Annotated in this window: 11 protein-coding genes; 3 read left to right on the forward strand and 8 right to left on the reverse strand. The window is 71.6% G+C overall.

From position 1 onward, the window contains the following. Window positions 1-33 precede the first annotated feature (33 nt). The 3 genes from A3CQ_RS0101860 to katG are packed head-to-tail and all read right to left on the reverse strand — an operon-like array spanning window position 34 to window position 4,487. Window positions 34-1,077, reverse strand: coding sequence for a PIN domain-containing protein (locus A3CQ_RS0101860; RefSeq protein ID WP_020509210.1), 1,044 nt, complete (start codon window positions 1,075-1,077; stop codon window positions 34-36). Window positions 1,078-1,082: 5 nt separating this feature from the next. After that, window positions 1,083-2,261 carry an NAD(P)/FAD-dependent oxidoreductase gene (locus A3CQ_RS0101865; RefSeq protein ID WP_040431529.1) on the reverse strand — a complete coding sequence of 393 codons (1,179 nt, stop codon included), beginning with the start codon at window positions 2,259-2,261 and terminating at the stop codon, window positions 1,083-1,085. A 39-nt stretch (window positions 2,262-2,300) separates the two neighbouring features. Continuing rightward, on the reverse strand, window positions 2,301-4,487 hold the full coding sequence (gene katG, locus A3CQ_RS0101870; protein ID WP_020509212.1) for a catalase/peroxidase HPI: 2,187 nt from the start codon (window positions 4,485-4,487) through the stop codon (window positions 2,301-2,303). Between the two features lie 150 nt (window positions 4,488-4,637). On the opposite strand from katG, the gene A3CQ_RS0101875 reads away from it, so the two are divergent. Next, window positions 4,638-6,077 (forward strand): MFS transporter, encoded by a 1,440-nt coding sequence (locus A3CQ_RS0101875; protein ID WP_020509213.1) that lies wholly within the window; start codon window positions 4,638-4,640, stop codon window positions 6,075-6,077. 11 nt (window positions 6,078-6,088) lie between these two features. Beyond that, complete coding sequence (locus A3CQ_RS0101880) at window positions 6,089-6,727, forward strand: glycerophosphodiester phosphodiesterase (protein ID WP_020509214.1); 639 nt, start codon at window positions 6,089-6,091, stop codon at window positions 6,725-6,727. Here the strand turns inward: A3CQ_RS0101880 and A3CQ_RS0101885 are convergent. Further along, window positions 6,708-8,573 (reverse strand): sensor domain-containing diguanylate cyclase, encoded by a 1,866-nt coding sequence (locus tag A3CQ_RS0101885; RefSeq protein WP_020509215.1) that lies wholly within the window; start codon window positions 8,571-8,573, stop codon window positions 6,708-6,710. The genes A3CQ_RS0101880 and A3CQ_RS0101885 overlap by 20 nt on opposite strands. Before the next feature lie 137 nt (window positions 8,574-8,710). Here A3CQ_RS0101885 and A3CQ_RS51080 point away from each other — a divergent pair, with 137 nt between their 5' ends. Beyond that, the gene (locus tag A3CQ_RS51080; RefSeq protein WP_020509216.1) at window positions 8,711-9,058 is read left to right on the forward strand and encodes a helix-turn-helix domain-containing protein; all 348 of its coding nucleotides are present in this window, start codon (window positions 8,711-8,713) and stop codon (window positions 9,056-9,058) included. Here the strand turns inward: A3CQ_RS51080 and A3CQ_RS0101895 are convergent, their stop codons facing one another. From A3CQ_RS0101895 to A3CQ_RS0101910, 4 genes are all read right to left on the reverse strand, one after another. Further along, window positions 9,059-9,676: a ClpP family protease gene (locus A3CQ_RS0101895; RefSeq protein ID WP_020509217.1), complete on the reverse strand. Its 618-nt coding sequence runs from the start codon at window positions 9,674-9,676 to the stop codon at window positions 9,059-9,061. It abuts the gene before it with no gap. Between the two features lie 64 nt (window positions 9,677-9,740). Further along, the gene (locus A3CQ_RS0101900; protein ID WP_020509218.1) at window positions 9,741-10,352 is read right to left on the reverse strand and encodes a ClpP family protease; all 612 of its coding nucleotides are present in this window, start codon (window positions 10,350-10,352) and stop codon (window positions 9,741-9,743) included. Window positions 10,353-10,435: 83 nt separating this feature from the next. After that, entirely contained in the window at window positions 10,436-11,467 is a 1,032-nt protein-coding gene (locus tag A3CQ_RS0101905; protein ID WP_020509219.1) for an LLM class flavin-dependent oxidoreductase, read from the reverse strand. A 29-nt stretch (window positions 11,468-11,496) separates the two neighbouring features. Beyond that, a complete protein-coding gene (locus A3CQ_RS0101910) occupies window positions 11,497-13,512 on the reverse strand; it encodes an MMPL family transporter (RefSeq protein ID WP_020509220.1) in 2,016 nt (671 codons plus the stop codon). Window positions 13,513-13,602: the final 90 nt, after the last annotated feature.

Below are 13,602 nucleotides of genomic sequence, written 5' to 3' on the forward strand. Positions count from 1 at the left end.
GCGTACGGCTCGTTGCCCGTACGCGCACCCGGCTCAGCCCTCGGCGTTGCTGGTGAGGAGGTAGTCCTCGCTCTCGGGGCTCCAGCGCAGGTCGACCGCGCCGCTGGTTGCCGCCGCGCGGGTGAACTGGAGGAAGCTTCGGTAGCCGAGCTTCTTCTCGCTGAAGTCGGGGGCCACCTTGCGCACCTTGTTCTTCAGGCCGGAGAGGGCGACCGCGCCGTCCGGCCCGGCCAGATCGCGGACCACCGAGCGGAGCAGCACGAACGCCGCCTCGCGGTCGCCGTGCTCGGGGAGGCTCACCTCGGGGTCGCCCTTGGCCGAGCCGGTGGCCAGCTCGACCACGTTGTGGCCGGCCAGATGGCGCAGCAGCTCGCCGAAGGCGCGGAAGCCGTAGTCGGCCTCGTTGAAGGTCGGGTCCTTGCGGAGCAGGGTCCGCTTCAGCGTCGATGCGGTGACCGGGCCGTTCGAGCTGCTCTGCAGGCCGGCCACGGTCTGCGCGACCAGTGAGGCAAGCGTGTCGACGTCTCGCGGCGAGGGCGGCGCCGACTCCGGCGAGGGCGATGGCGCCGAGGAAGGCTTCGGACGGGCCGGCGCCGGCACATCGACACCCTCGAGGCGGTCGTAGTAGAGGAACTCGTCGCAGGCCGGCGGCAGCAGCGCCGACGTGCTCTTCTCGACGCCGACGCCGATCACGCGCTTGTTGAGCTCGCGCAGCTTGTGCACGAGCGGGGTGAAGTCGCTGTCGCCGGTGCCGAACACGAACGTCGAGATGTAGTCCCGCTCGAACGCCATCTCGAGGGCGTCGACCGCCATCTTGATGTCGGCGGCGTTCTTGCGGGACGCGCCCATCCGCTGCGGGATGTCGATCAGCTCGACGTGCGACCGGGTGAGCATGCGGCGGTCCTCGTCGAAATAGGACCAGTCCGCGTACGCGCGACGCACGACCACCCGGCCTCGCTCGGCGAGCGCGTCGGCGACCGGACGCAGGTCGAAGGTCATGCCGCCGAGATGCTCGCGCGCCCCGATCGCGAGGTTCTCGTAGTCCAGGAACAGGGCGATGCGTTCCTCTTGATCCACGCCGGTCAGCGTACGCCGCCGGCCAGTTTCGCCACGTTCTCCGGCGCGAAGAACTCGGCCGGGGAGGTCACCCCGGAGTTGAGCCGGGCGAAGGCGTCCATCGCGGGCTGGTTGCCGGCGATCGCGGAGACCAGCTGGATCATCTGCTCGTCCGGCGGCTGCAGCGCGGCGATCCCCAGCGTCATCTGGTAGACCGGCATGGCCCGGGCGTCGCGGCGGGCCTGGTAGCCAGCCATGGCTTCGTCAAACGGAAGATCAGCGCTGAGGGCCTCCGCCAACGACGAAGCGTCCAGGAACGCGTCGGTGATGCCCTGCGCGGTGATGAAGTCGCGGCTGTAACCGGCGTCGCCGACGAGCGCCCAGCCCGGCCCGTACGGCGTACGGAAATAGTTGGGAACGGATGCCCCGGCGATCCGCTCCTCGCGCTTGGCGTCGCGGATGCGCTCGGCGAACGCCGGCGAGAGCTCGAACGTCCGCATCAGCTCGCCCTCGATGTCGGCGCGGTGGTCGGCCAGCTCGGCGTGCGGCCAGCCGCCGACGACCAGCGTGAGGTCGTCGTTGGTGGGGCACACCGCCCAGCCGCGCCCGGGCCGGCTGTACGCCTCGAACGTGTCGGTCGGCAGGTTGCTCCAGTACGAGTAGTACCCGACCGTGAGCGCCGGCACCTCCTCGTAGGCGGCCGGCCGGACGGCCCTGGCCACCACCGAGTTGCGCCCGTCGGCACCGACCACGACCCGGGCCCGCTCCTCGACGCGAGAAGCGCCCGAACCGCCGCGGATGCCGACGACCCGGCCGTCGGAGACCAGCACCTCGTCGACGACGAAGCCCTCGCGGACCTCCGCGCCGGCCGTCACCGCGGCGTCGACGAGGATCTTGTCGAGCAGCTGGCGGCGCGGCGCGTACGCGTACGGCATCTCGGGTGTGCCGGGAGAACCGGCGAGCGTGAGCGGGCCGAAGTCGAACGAGTAACGCCCCACCGGCGGGCACCCGGTCGCCGTGACCTGGTCGAGCAGGCCCCACCGCTGAAGGGCGGCCACGCCCGGCGTATGGACGACGTGCGTGGAGACCGTGTCGCTCGGGAAGGTGGCCCGGTCGACCAGGAGGGTGCGAAGGCCCCGGCGGGCCAGCAACATGGCGAGCGGCGCCCCGGCGCAGCGTGCCCCGACCACTATGACGTCATACATCACGCCATAGTGGACGACGCGCCACGCCGGGGCAAACGATCAGGCGTGAAGATCGAACCGGTCGAGGTTCATCACCTTCGTCCACGCCGCCGCGAAGTCGCGGGCGAACTTCTCCCCCGCGTCCTGCGTCGCGTAGACCTCGGCGTTGGCCCGCAGCTGCGAGTGCGAGCCGAAGACCAGGTCGACCGCGGTGGCCGTCCACCGGAGCTCGCCGGTGTGGCGGTCGCGGCCCTCGTACAGGTTCTCGCCCTCCTCCGCCGGCTTCCACTCGGTGCTCATGTCGAGCAGGTTCCGGAAGAAGTCGGTGGTGAGCGCGCCGGGCCGGTCGGTGAGGATGCCCTCCGAACCGACGTTCAGCGCCCGCAGACCGCCGACCAGCACGGTCATCTCGGGCGCGGACAGATCCAGCATGTACGCCCGGTCGAGCAGCAGCGTCTCGGGCGGCAGTTTCTCGCCGGAGCGCAGATAGTTGCGGAAGCCGTCGGCCCGCGGCTCGAGCACCGCGAACGACTCCGCGTCGGTCTGCTCCTGCGACGCGTCGGTGCGGCCGGGCGCGAACGCCACGGTGACGTCGTAGCCGGCGTCGCGCGCCGCCTTCTCGACCGCCGCGCCGCCGGCCAGGACGATCATGTCGGCCAGCGAGATCCGCTTGCCGGACCGCTCCCGCACGCCGTCGAGCACGCCCAGCACCCGGGCCAGCTGCGGCGGGTTGTTGACGTCCCAGTCCTTCTGCGGCGCGAGCCGGACCCGCCCGCCGTTGGCGCCACCGCGCTTGTCGGTGCCGCGGAAGCTCGCCGCGGCCGCCCACGCCGTCTCCACCAGCTCGGGCACGGTCAGGCCGGACTCCAGGACCGCCGCCTTGAGCGCGGCCACGTCCGCCTCGGTGACCAGCTCGTGGTCGACCGCGGGCACCGGGTCCTGCCACAGCTGCGGCTCGGGGATCCACGGGCCGAGGTAGCGCGGGAGCGGGCCCATGTCGCGGTGCAGCAGCTTGTACCAGGCCTTCGCGAACGCCAGGGCGAGCTCCTCCGGGTGCTGCCAGAAGCGCCGGGCGATCGGCTCGTAGATCGGGTCGATCTTCAGCGCCAGGTCGGAGGTGAGCATCATCGGGGCGTGCCGCTTGCTCGGGTCGTGGGCGTCGGGCACCGCGTCGGCCGCCGCGCCGTCCTTCGGCTTCCACTGCTTGGCGCCCGCCGGGCTGGTGGTCAGCTCCCAGTCGTACCCGAAAAGGTTGTCGAGGAAGCCGTTGTCCCAGGTGATCGGCGAGTTCGTCCACGCGCCCTCGAGGCCACTGGTGATCGCGTCGCCGCCGACACCCGTGCCGAACGAGTTGCGCCAGCCGAAGCCCTGCTGCTCGATCGGGGCGCCTTCCGGCTCGGGGCCGAGGTATTCCGGCTTGACCGCGCCGTGCGCCTTGCCGACGGTGTGCCCGCCGACGATCAGCGCCACGGTCTCCTCGTCGTTCATCGCCATCCGGGCGAACGTCTCCCGGATGTCCTTCGCCGAGGCCAGCGCGTCCGGGTGGCCGGCCGGGCCCTCCGGGTTCACGTAGATCAGGCCCATCTGCACGGCACCCAGCGGGTGGGCCAGCTCGCGCTCACCGCTGTAGCGCTCGTCGCCGAGCCAGGTGTCCTCCGGCCCCCAGAAGATCTCTTCCGGCTCCCAGATGTCCTCCCGGCCGAAACCGAAACCAAAGGTCTTGAAACCCATCGACTCGTACGCGCAATTGCCCGCGAACACCAGCAGGTCCGCCCACGAGATCTTCCGGCCGTACTTCTGCTTGATGGGCCAGAGCAGGCGGCGTGCCTTGTCGAGACTCACGTTGTCGGGCCAGCTGTTGAGCGGGGCGAACCGCTGCGCGCCGCTGCCACCGCCACCGCGGCCGTCGGAGATGCGGTACGTCCCCGCGGCGTGCCAGCTCATGCGGATGAACAGCGGACCGTAGTGGCCGTAGTCGGCCGGCCACCAGTCCTGCGACGTGGTCATCACCGCGAAGATGTCGCGCCGCAGCTGCTCGACGTCGAGGGTCTTGAACTCCTCGGCGTAGTCGTAGTCGGCCCCCATCGGATTGGCCCGGGGCGAATTGCGGTGCAGGACCGACAGGTCCAGCTGGTTGGGCCACCAGTCCCGGTTGGTGTGCGGCCGGCCCGCCTTGACGGTGGGAGCCGGGATCTCGGGATTTTCGCTCTCGCTGACGCTCTCGGTCGCGCCCTCGTAGTCAGACACCGTTGTCATCTCCCTACGCAGCCAGCCGGCTGCGACGACGTCGTCGGCACGGTGCGAGTCTCGTCCTGTTTCTGGAACCAATCAAGTCTCAGAGCACCGTTGCGACCCTACGCCGCATAGCGTGCACCCGGGCGGGGTATGGCGGCATTCATGTCCCTCGCAACGATCCGCACCGACGTCCCCGCCCGGCTCGACCGCCTGCCGTGGGCACGGTGGCACTGGATGATCGTCATCGGGCTCGGCACGGTCTGGATCCTGGACGGCCTCGAGGTGACGATCGTCGGCAACCTCTCCGGACGGCTGTCCGAGCAGGGCAGCGGCCTGGACATTACGCAGAGCCAGGTCACCGGCCTCGGCGCCGCCATGTACGTGGCCGGGGCCTGCGTCGGCGCGCTGTTCTTCGGCTGGCTGACCGACCGGTACGGCCGCAAGAAGCTATTCATGATCACCCTCGGGGTCTACCTGTTCGGCACCGCGATGACCGCGCTGTCGTTCCACGCCTGGTGGTTCTTCCTGTTCCGGTTCATCACCGGCGCCGGCATCGGCGGCGAGTACGCGGCGATCAACTCGGCGATCGACGAGCTGATCCCGGCCAAGCACCGCGGCCGGATCGACCTGGTCATCAACGGCACCTACTGGGCGGGCGCGGCGTTCGGCGCGCTGCTCACCGTGCCGATTCTGACCCAGTTGCCGGTCAGCTGGGGCTGGCGGGTGGCGTTCGGGCTGGGCGTCGTGCTCGGCCTGGTGATCCTGCTGGTCCGGCGGCACGTGCCGGAGAGCCCGCGCTGGCTGTTCATCCACGGGCGCGGCGACGAGGCCGAGGCGCTGGTCCGCGGGGTCGAGGAGGAGGTCGAGCGGGAGGACCGGGTCACCCTCGACCCGGTCGACACCACGATCGAGATCCACCAGCGGAAGACGATCGGCTTCGGCACGATCGCGAAGACGCTGGTCACGCGGTACCCGAAACGGTCCGCCCTCGGGCTCGCGCTCTTCATCGGGCAGGCGTTCCTCTACAACGCCATCACCTTCGGGTACGCGCAGATCCTGCAGACGTTCTTCAAGGTGCCCTCCGGCAACACCGGCTACTACTTCGCGGCGATCGCGGTCGGCAACCTGCTCGGCCCGCTGCTGCTGGCGCCCCTGTTCGACTCGATCGGCCGCAAGGTCATGATCACCGGCACCTACGTGATCTCCGGCGTGCTGCTGCTCGGCACCGCGTGGCTGTTCGGCCACGGCGCGCTGAACGCGACCACCATGACGGCCTGCTGGTGCGTCGTGCTGTTCTTCGCCTCGGCCGGCGCCTCCTCGGCGTACCTGACGGTCAGCGAGATCTTCCCGATGGAGACCCGGGCGCTGGCGATCGCGTTCTTCTACGCCGTCGGAACCGCGGCCGGCGGGATCACCGGGCCGCTGCTCTTCTCGCACCTGGTCGGCACCGGCCAGGTCGGCGACACGGTCACGGCGTTCGTGATCGGTGCGATCGTGATGATCGCGGGCGGCCTGGTGGAGGCGGTGCTCGGGGTGCGGGCCGAGCGGCGGAGCCTGGAGGAGATCGCCACGCCGTTGACCGCGACGGACGCGCGTACGTAGAGAATTGCTCCATGCTCGCGGTGGCCCACCGGGCCGGCAACACACTCGCCGGCCTGCGGGCCGCCCTGGCGGCCGGCGTCGACCTCGTCGAGGCCGACGTCCATCTCTATCGGGGCGCGCTCGAGGTGCGGCACAGCCGGGCGATCGGACCGCACCTGTACTGGGACCGGACGACCGGCGTGACCCGGCGGCGCGACATCGTGGTCCCCGAGCTCGAGGATGTGCTCGCGGTCGCGGGCGACGACCCGCGGATGATGCTCGACCTGAAGGGGACGTCGCTCGCCGTCGCGGACCGGGTCGCCGCCACGCTGCGTGAGCGCCGGCCGGGCGTGCCGGTCGCGGTGTGCACGAAGCAGTGGCGGATGCTCGACGCGTTCGCCGATCTTGACGACGCGAGGCGGCTCTACTCCGCGGCCAACACCCGGCAGCTGCGCCGCCTGCTCGCCCTGACCCGCGGCGGGCGGGTGGACGGCGTGTCGATCCGGCTGCGGCTGCTCACCCCGCCGGTGATGGCCGAGCTGCGCCGGGCCACCGGCCTCATCCTGGCCTGGTCGGTGGACACCGAGCAGGAGCTGGCCCGGGCCCGGCAACTCGGGGTCACCGGGGTGATCAGCAAGAACATGCCGATGCTCAGCCGGCTCGTGACGTAGCCGCCAGCCGCTTGCGCTCGTACATCCGCAGGTCGGCCCGGTTCAGCAGACTCTCCGGATCCCCGGCCGGCCCGGCGGCGCATCCGATGCTGGCCCGCACGGCGACGAGCCGGCCCGCGATCGGCACCGGCACCTCCAGCGACTCCCGGAGCCGGGCCGCCGCCCGCTCGGCCGTGGCCAGGTCGGCGCCGGGCAGCAGCACGGCGAACTCGTCGCCGCCCAGCCGGGCCGGCAGGCCACCGGCGTCGCAGCAGTCGCGCAGCGCCGCGGCCACGTGCAGCAGCACCTCGTCGCCGGCCGCGTGGCCGTACGCGTCGTTGATCGGCTTGAAGCCGTCCAGGTCGATCAGCATCACCGCGGCCGTGCCGTCGCCGAGCTCGGCCATCCGCTCGGCGAGCCGCCGCCGGTTGGCCAGGCCGGTGAGCGAGTCGTGGGTCGCCTGGTGCTGCAGCAGCTCCTGTGCCGCGCGGGCCTCGGTGACGTCGCGGGCGTTGCTGACCAGGCCGTTGATGCCGGGCTCGTGCAGCAGGTTCACCACCACCACCGCGAGCCAGCGGTACGAGCCGTCGGCGTGCCGGAACCGGGCCTCGTAGCTGATCTGCGCGCCCGGAGCGCCGAACAGCACGCCCAGCCGGCTGCTCAGCTCGACCTGGTCGTCGTCGTGGATCGTGGTGATCAGGCGGACGCCGATCATCTCGTCCGGGTCGTAGCCGAGCGTCTCGCTGACCGCGGGCGTGAGGTAGGTCAGGTGGCCGCCGCCGTCGCAGACCGAGGTGATGTCGGAGGAGTGCCGCAGCAGCGACTCCAGCCGGTTGCGCTGCTGCCGGGTCTCCTCGAGGCTGTCGTCGAGCCGGTCCACGAGCCGGTTGTTGTCCCGCAACACCAGCAGTTGCCGGGCCGCGACCAGCGCGAAGTTGACGAACAGGCCGGCCACCGCGCTCCAGCCCTGGGCGCCGACACCATGGCGCAGCGATTCCACCAGCACGGCGAAGACAACGGCGCTTCCCGCGTACGGGAGGACGCTGACGCGCCGCCGGGGGCGGCGGGCCGGCCCCGCCGAGTCGTGGAGCACCGCCCTCTCCTGCAAGCGTGCGGCCAGGGCCACCAGCAGGCACGGCCAGACCAGGGACAGCCCCTGCAGCGTCAGCAGCGTGCCGTGCGCACCGAGCGGGAGAAGCATGTTCGCGAAGCCCTGGATGGCCGCGGCGGCGATCATCGGGACCGCGGCCGCGCCCCGGATCGGGCTGGTTCCCGAGCGGCTGAGCTTCATCGCGACGAAGACGCCCACCATGAGGACGGCGAACCCGGACATCGCGGTGGCGAACTGCTCGGGGCCGGCGGTGGAGAGACCCGACCGGGTCAGCAGGCACCAGAAGAGGACGGCGGCGGCGCTCAGCACGCTCGCCGTGTCGAGGCCGAACCGCAGGCGGGCCCCGCCCGGCATCGCGCCGGCCGGGAGGGTGAGGATCACGACGCCTACGACGAGCAGCACGCCGGCGGCCGCGGTCACCGACTGGATGGGGATGGGGGCGAGCGTGCTCCCGGCCCGGCCGGTGAGCGCGACCCAGGCCTGGACGGAGTCGCCCGCCAGCCAGAGGGCGGCGCCCGCCGCCATCGAGGTCCAGAACCGGCGGGGTGCCGGGGCCTCGGCCACGGTCCGGCGCACCCGGCCGGCCAAGACGAAGAGGACGAGGTCGAGGGGCGGCAGAAACAGCCAGGTGACCAGGACCCGCGTGTGCTCGCCGGCGCCCGCGGCCGCGTACCAGAGCGTGGTGACCAGCGCCACGACGCCGAGACCGACGACGACCGGGTCACGCCACGGTCGCGCGGGCGGGGCAGCGGGCATCTCGTCTCCGGGGCCGAGTCAAAGGAACGAGACGCCCCATCGGCCCACTGCTCGGACAGCTGAGAAGAACGCTCCGCTTCGCTGCCGGCTGAATCCGCGGGCGACCCGGATCGCCCGCGGATCGGTAACGTGAGGGCATGGCAGAGAAGCGGCCCCTGTTGCGCACCGTCGTCGGCGAGGTGCTGCGACGGCACCGGCAGGAGCAGCGGCGCACGCTGGCCGAGGTCGCCAAGGAGGCCAACGTCTCGGTGCCCTACCTGTCCGAGGTCGAGCGCGGCCGCAAGGAGCCCAGCTCCGAGGTGCTGGCCGCGGTCTGCGACTCGCTGCGCCTCGGGCTGCCCGACCTGCTGGCCGAGGTCCGCCACGAGCTCACCTTCGCGTACGCGCCGGTGATCCGTCTCGACGCCGCCCGGCTGGAGCTGGCCCGGCGGGAGACGCGCCGCCAGGCTCATCGGCCCGGCGACGCCCTCCTGCTCGCCGCGTGATCAGGCGGCGTTGTCCAGGCGGTACGCCCTCGCCTGCCGCCGCGTGATCACCTGGTCGGCCAGGCCGTAGGCGACGGCCTCGTCCGCCGTCAGCGTCATGCTGCGGTCGGTGTCCGAGCGGATCTTCGCGACCGAGTGGCCGGTGTGATCGGCGAGGATCTGGTCCATCTCCGCGCGCACCTTGGCCACCTCCTTCGCCTCCACCGCGAGGTCGGGCAGCGTGCCGCGGGCCTGGCTGGACGGCTGGTGCAGGGTCACCTTCGCGTGCCGCAGCACCGACCGCTTCCCGGGAGTGCCGGCCGCGAGCAGGGCCGCCGCCGCCGAGGCCGCCTGCCCCACGCAGATCGTCGCGATGTCACACCGTACGAAATGCATGGTGTCGTAGATGGCGGTGAGCGCGCTGAAGGACCCGCCCGGGGAGTTGATGTAGAGACCGATCTCCTGCTCCCCCGACGACTCCAGGTGGATGAGCTGGGCGATCACGACGTTGGCCACGCCGTCGTCGATCTCGGTGCCGAGGAAGATGATGCGGTCGGACAGCAGGCGGGAGTAGATGTCGAAGGCGCGTTCCCCGTTCGGCGTCTTCTCGACAACGGTCGGGATCGTGTACTGGCTCATGCTGTGCCTCCTTTGGCATGCGCTCCTGGCCCTATGCCTGCTCCGCCTGCTCCGGTGCAGTCGCTCATACCGTCAGTCCCATCGGCTGGCGCGCCATCGCCGGGCGCACGTCGTCCACGCTTTCCAGGATGTGATCGATGAGGCCGTAGTCGCGGGCCTCGGTCGCCGTGAACCAGCGGTCCCGGCGGCTGTCGCGCTCCACCGTCTCGTACGGCTGCCCGCTGTGCTCGGCGGTGAGCCGCACCATCGTGTTGCCGATCCGTTCCAGCTGCTCGGCGTAGATCTCGACGTCGGCCGCGGTGCCGCCGAACCCGGCCGAGCCCTGGTGCATGAGGATCTGCGCGTGCGGCAGGGCGAACCGCTTGCCCGGCGCGCCCGCGGTGAGCAGGAACTGGCCCATGCTGCCGGCCAGCCCGAGCGCGAGCGTGCTCACGTCGTTGGGGATCATCCGCATGGTGTCGTAGATCGCGAGGCCTGCGCTGACCGACCCGCCCGGCGAGTTGATGTAGAGGCTGATGGTGCCGCGCGGGTCCTCCGCCGACAGCAGCAGAAGCTGGCCGCAGATCCGGTTGGCGATCGGATCGTCCACCTCCTGGCCGAGCACGATGATGCGCTGGTGCAGCAGGCGGGCGGTCACCTGGTCGTCGACGGACCCGATCCCGATGGCAGGTTGCATGATGTTCTCCTCTCCTGCACCCACCATCGGGTCGGTATCGGCGCCACACCAAGCCGATCTGCTGTTAGCAGATGAGCCCGTGGTCAGCCCTCGATCAGGTCGCGAACCATCGGCGCGACCTTCGTGCCGAAGAGCTCGACGGCGCGCGTGCGAGCGCTCGCGCTCTGGGCGCCGGCCGTGTAGATCAGGTCGAAGCGGCCCACGCCGAGCGTGTCGACCGCCTTGGCGATCTTCCGGGCCACCGTGTCCGGCGAGCCGATGTACAGCGAGCCGTGCGCCACCTCGGCGTCGAACTCCGCCCGGCGCAGCGGCTGCCAGCCGCGCAGCTTGCCGATCCGGTCCCGGATGACCTTGTACGCCGGGTAGAACAGCTCCTTGGCCTCCTCGTCCGTGTCGGCCACGAAGCCCGGCGAGTGCATGCCGACCGGGTGCGCGACCGTCCCGAGCTGCTCGGCCGCCCGCCGATAGAGGTCGATGTACGGCGCGAACCGGTCCGGCTGCCCGCCGATGATGGCCAGCATCAGCGGCAGGCCGTACCGCGCGGTGCGCACCACCGACTGCGGGGAGCCGCCGACGCCGACCCAGGTGTCGAGGTGGCCGGACTCGGTCTTCGGGAACACGTCGGCGTTCTCGAGCGCGGCCCGCGTCGTGCCCTCCCAGGTGACCGGCTCCTCGTCGAGCAGCTGCGCGAACAGGTTCAGCTTCTCCTCGAACAGCACGTCGTAGTCGGTGAGGTCGTAGCCGAACAGCGGGAACGACTCGGTGAACGAGCCGCGCCCGAGGATCGCCTGGGCCCGGCCGTTGGACAGGGCGTCGACGGTCGCGAAGCGCTGGAACACCCGGACCGGGTCGTCGGAGCTGAGCACGGTGACGCCGGAGGCCAGCCGGATCCGCTTGGTGCGGGTCGCGATGCCGGCCAGGACCGTCTCCGGGGTGGAGATCGAGTATTCGGGGCGGTGGTGCTCGCCGAGGGCGATCACGTCGACGCCGAGCTCGTCGGCGAGCACGGCCTCGTCGACGACCTGGCGGATCGCGGCGGCCTGCGAGATGGGCGCGCCGGAGTCGTCGACCGGCACGTCGCCGAAGGTGTCGAGCCCGAGCACGAGATCACTCATGGTGGAGCCTCCTGTAATTGACATGTCAATCATGCGGACGTCGCCTCCAACGCGATCGGCACCGGCGTTATGCCCGCCCCCTCGACGTCGATGACCGGCACCACACGGTCCAGTCGCCGCGGCAGCCACCACGCCGCCCGCCCGAACAGCGAGATCGCCGCCGGGACCAGCACCAGCCGCACCACGAACGCGTCCACCAGCACGCCGACCGCGAGCGCGAACGCGATCGGCCGGGTCACCGGGTCGCCGCCGGCCACGCCGCCGCCGAACACCCCGATCATGATCAGCGCCGCCGCCGTGACCACCTTCGCGCCGCGGGCGAAGCCATCGGTCACCGCCGCCCGCGCGCCGGCGCCGCGCCGGTGCTCCTCGTGCATGCCCGAGACCAGGAACATCTCGTAGTCCATCGACAGCCCGAAGAGCACCCCGATCACGATCGTCGGCAGGAAGCTGAGCAGCGGTCCGGGCGGGTCGGCCACGCCGAACCACCCCCACTGGAAGACCGCGACCGTGCAGCCGAGCGCCGCGCCGAGGCTGAGCAGGAAGCTGAGCACCGCCTTGAGCGGGATCAGCACCGACCGGAACACCACCATGAGCAGCAGGAACGCGAAGCCGACCACGAGCGCGAGATACAGCGGCAGCGCGTGCGCGAGGTGGTCGGAGATGTCGATCGCGACCGCGGTCTGCCCGGTGACCAGGAACGTTCCCGGGACGGGTGGGTGATCCCTCAGCTCCGCGACCAGGGTCGCGGTCGCCGCATCGTCAGGACCACTTGCCGGTACGAGGGTGAGCAGCGCGTCCTTGCCCTTCACGCCCGAGGGCAGCACGTGCGCGACGCCGGGCATCGCGGCCAGCCGCTGGGTGGCCCGCTCGACGGCCGACGCATCGGTGAGGATCAGCAGGGGTCCGTTCGCGCCCGGCCCGAAGCCCTCGGCGATCAGATCGTACGCCCCGCGGTCGGAGCTGGTGGCCGGGTCGTCGCCGTCGTTGGGCAGGCCGAGGCGCATGCTCAGCACCGGCGCCGCGAGCACGGCGAGCAGCAGCACGGACAGCGCGACGGCGACACCGCGGTGACGGACCACCGCCTCGGCCCAGCGCGGCGCGATCCGCGGCTTCGGCAGGAACTTCCGCCCGATCACCCGCCGGCCCACGAGGCTCAGCAGCGCCGGCGTGAGCGTCAGCGCCATCAGCATCGCGACCAGCACGGCACCGGCGGCGGCCAGCCCCATCTGGGTGAGGAACCCGACGCGGGCCACGGCCAGGCCGGCCAGCGCGATGATCACCGTGAGCGCCGCGAAGACCACCGCCGACCCGGCCGTGCCGGTGGCCAGCGCGATCGAGGTCCGTACGTCCGGCTCGCCGTTGATCAGCTGGCGGCGGTGGCGGTCGATGAGGAACAGCGCGTAGTCGATGCCGACGGCCAGCCCGAGCAGGATCGCGAGGGTCGGCGCGACCGAGTTGATCGGCACCAGCGCGGTGGCCGCGTGCACCAGCTCCAGCGAGATGCCGAGGCCGAGCACCGCGGTGAGCAGGGGCAGCCCGGCCGCGCTCAGCGACCCGAAGGTGACGAGCAGGACCACCAGCGCGATGAGCAGGCCGATCCCCGGCGAGCTGCCCCCGCCCGGCGGCGGCGCCAGCTCGGACGACTCCTCCACCTCGAGCCCGGCCGCCCGCGCCTGGTCGATCGCGGCGGCCGGCGCGCTCGCGACGCTGAAGTAGCCGATGCGACCGGCCGGCGAAAGCGTCGGCCGAGCGTTCAGGGCCTGGCCGAGCGCGGTGAGGGCGGGCCGATAGGCGGCGAGCGTCTGCCCGGCGGGGGCGGCGACGACCACCCGGCCGCCGTCGCCCCCGCCACCGAACTCCCGGTCCACCTGGTCGAGGGCCTCGGTCGACTGCAGTCCCGAGACGGTCAGCTTCGTGTCGAGGGGCTCGGCGAAGCGGGCCGCGAGACCCACCGCCACCACCAGCACCACCAGCCAGGCGCCCAGCACGAGCCAGCGCCGCCGGGCGCAGAAGGCTCCGATCCGCGCGAGTGTCGCGGCCACGATTGTTCTCCCTGTCTCCGTACCTGAAGGTCGTTCCGAATGCTGGCCGCGGCAGCGGAAAGACAGCACCAACCACGGGTGGGGATCAGG

It is taken from the genome of Paractinoplanes globisporus DSM 43857, assembly GCF_000379645.1.
Taxonomy (GTDB): domain Bacteria; phylum Actinomycetota; class Actinomycetes; order Mycobacteriales; family Micromonosporaceae; genus Actinoplanes; species Actinoplanes globisporus.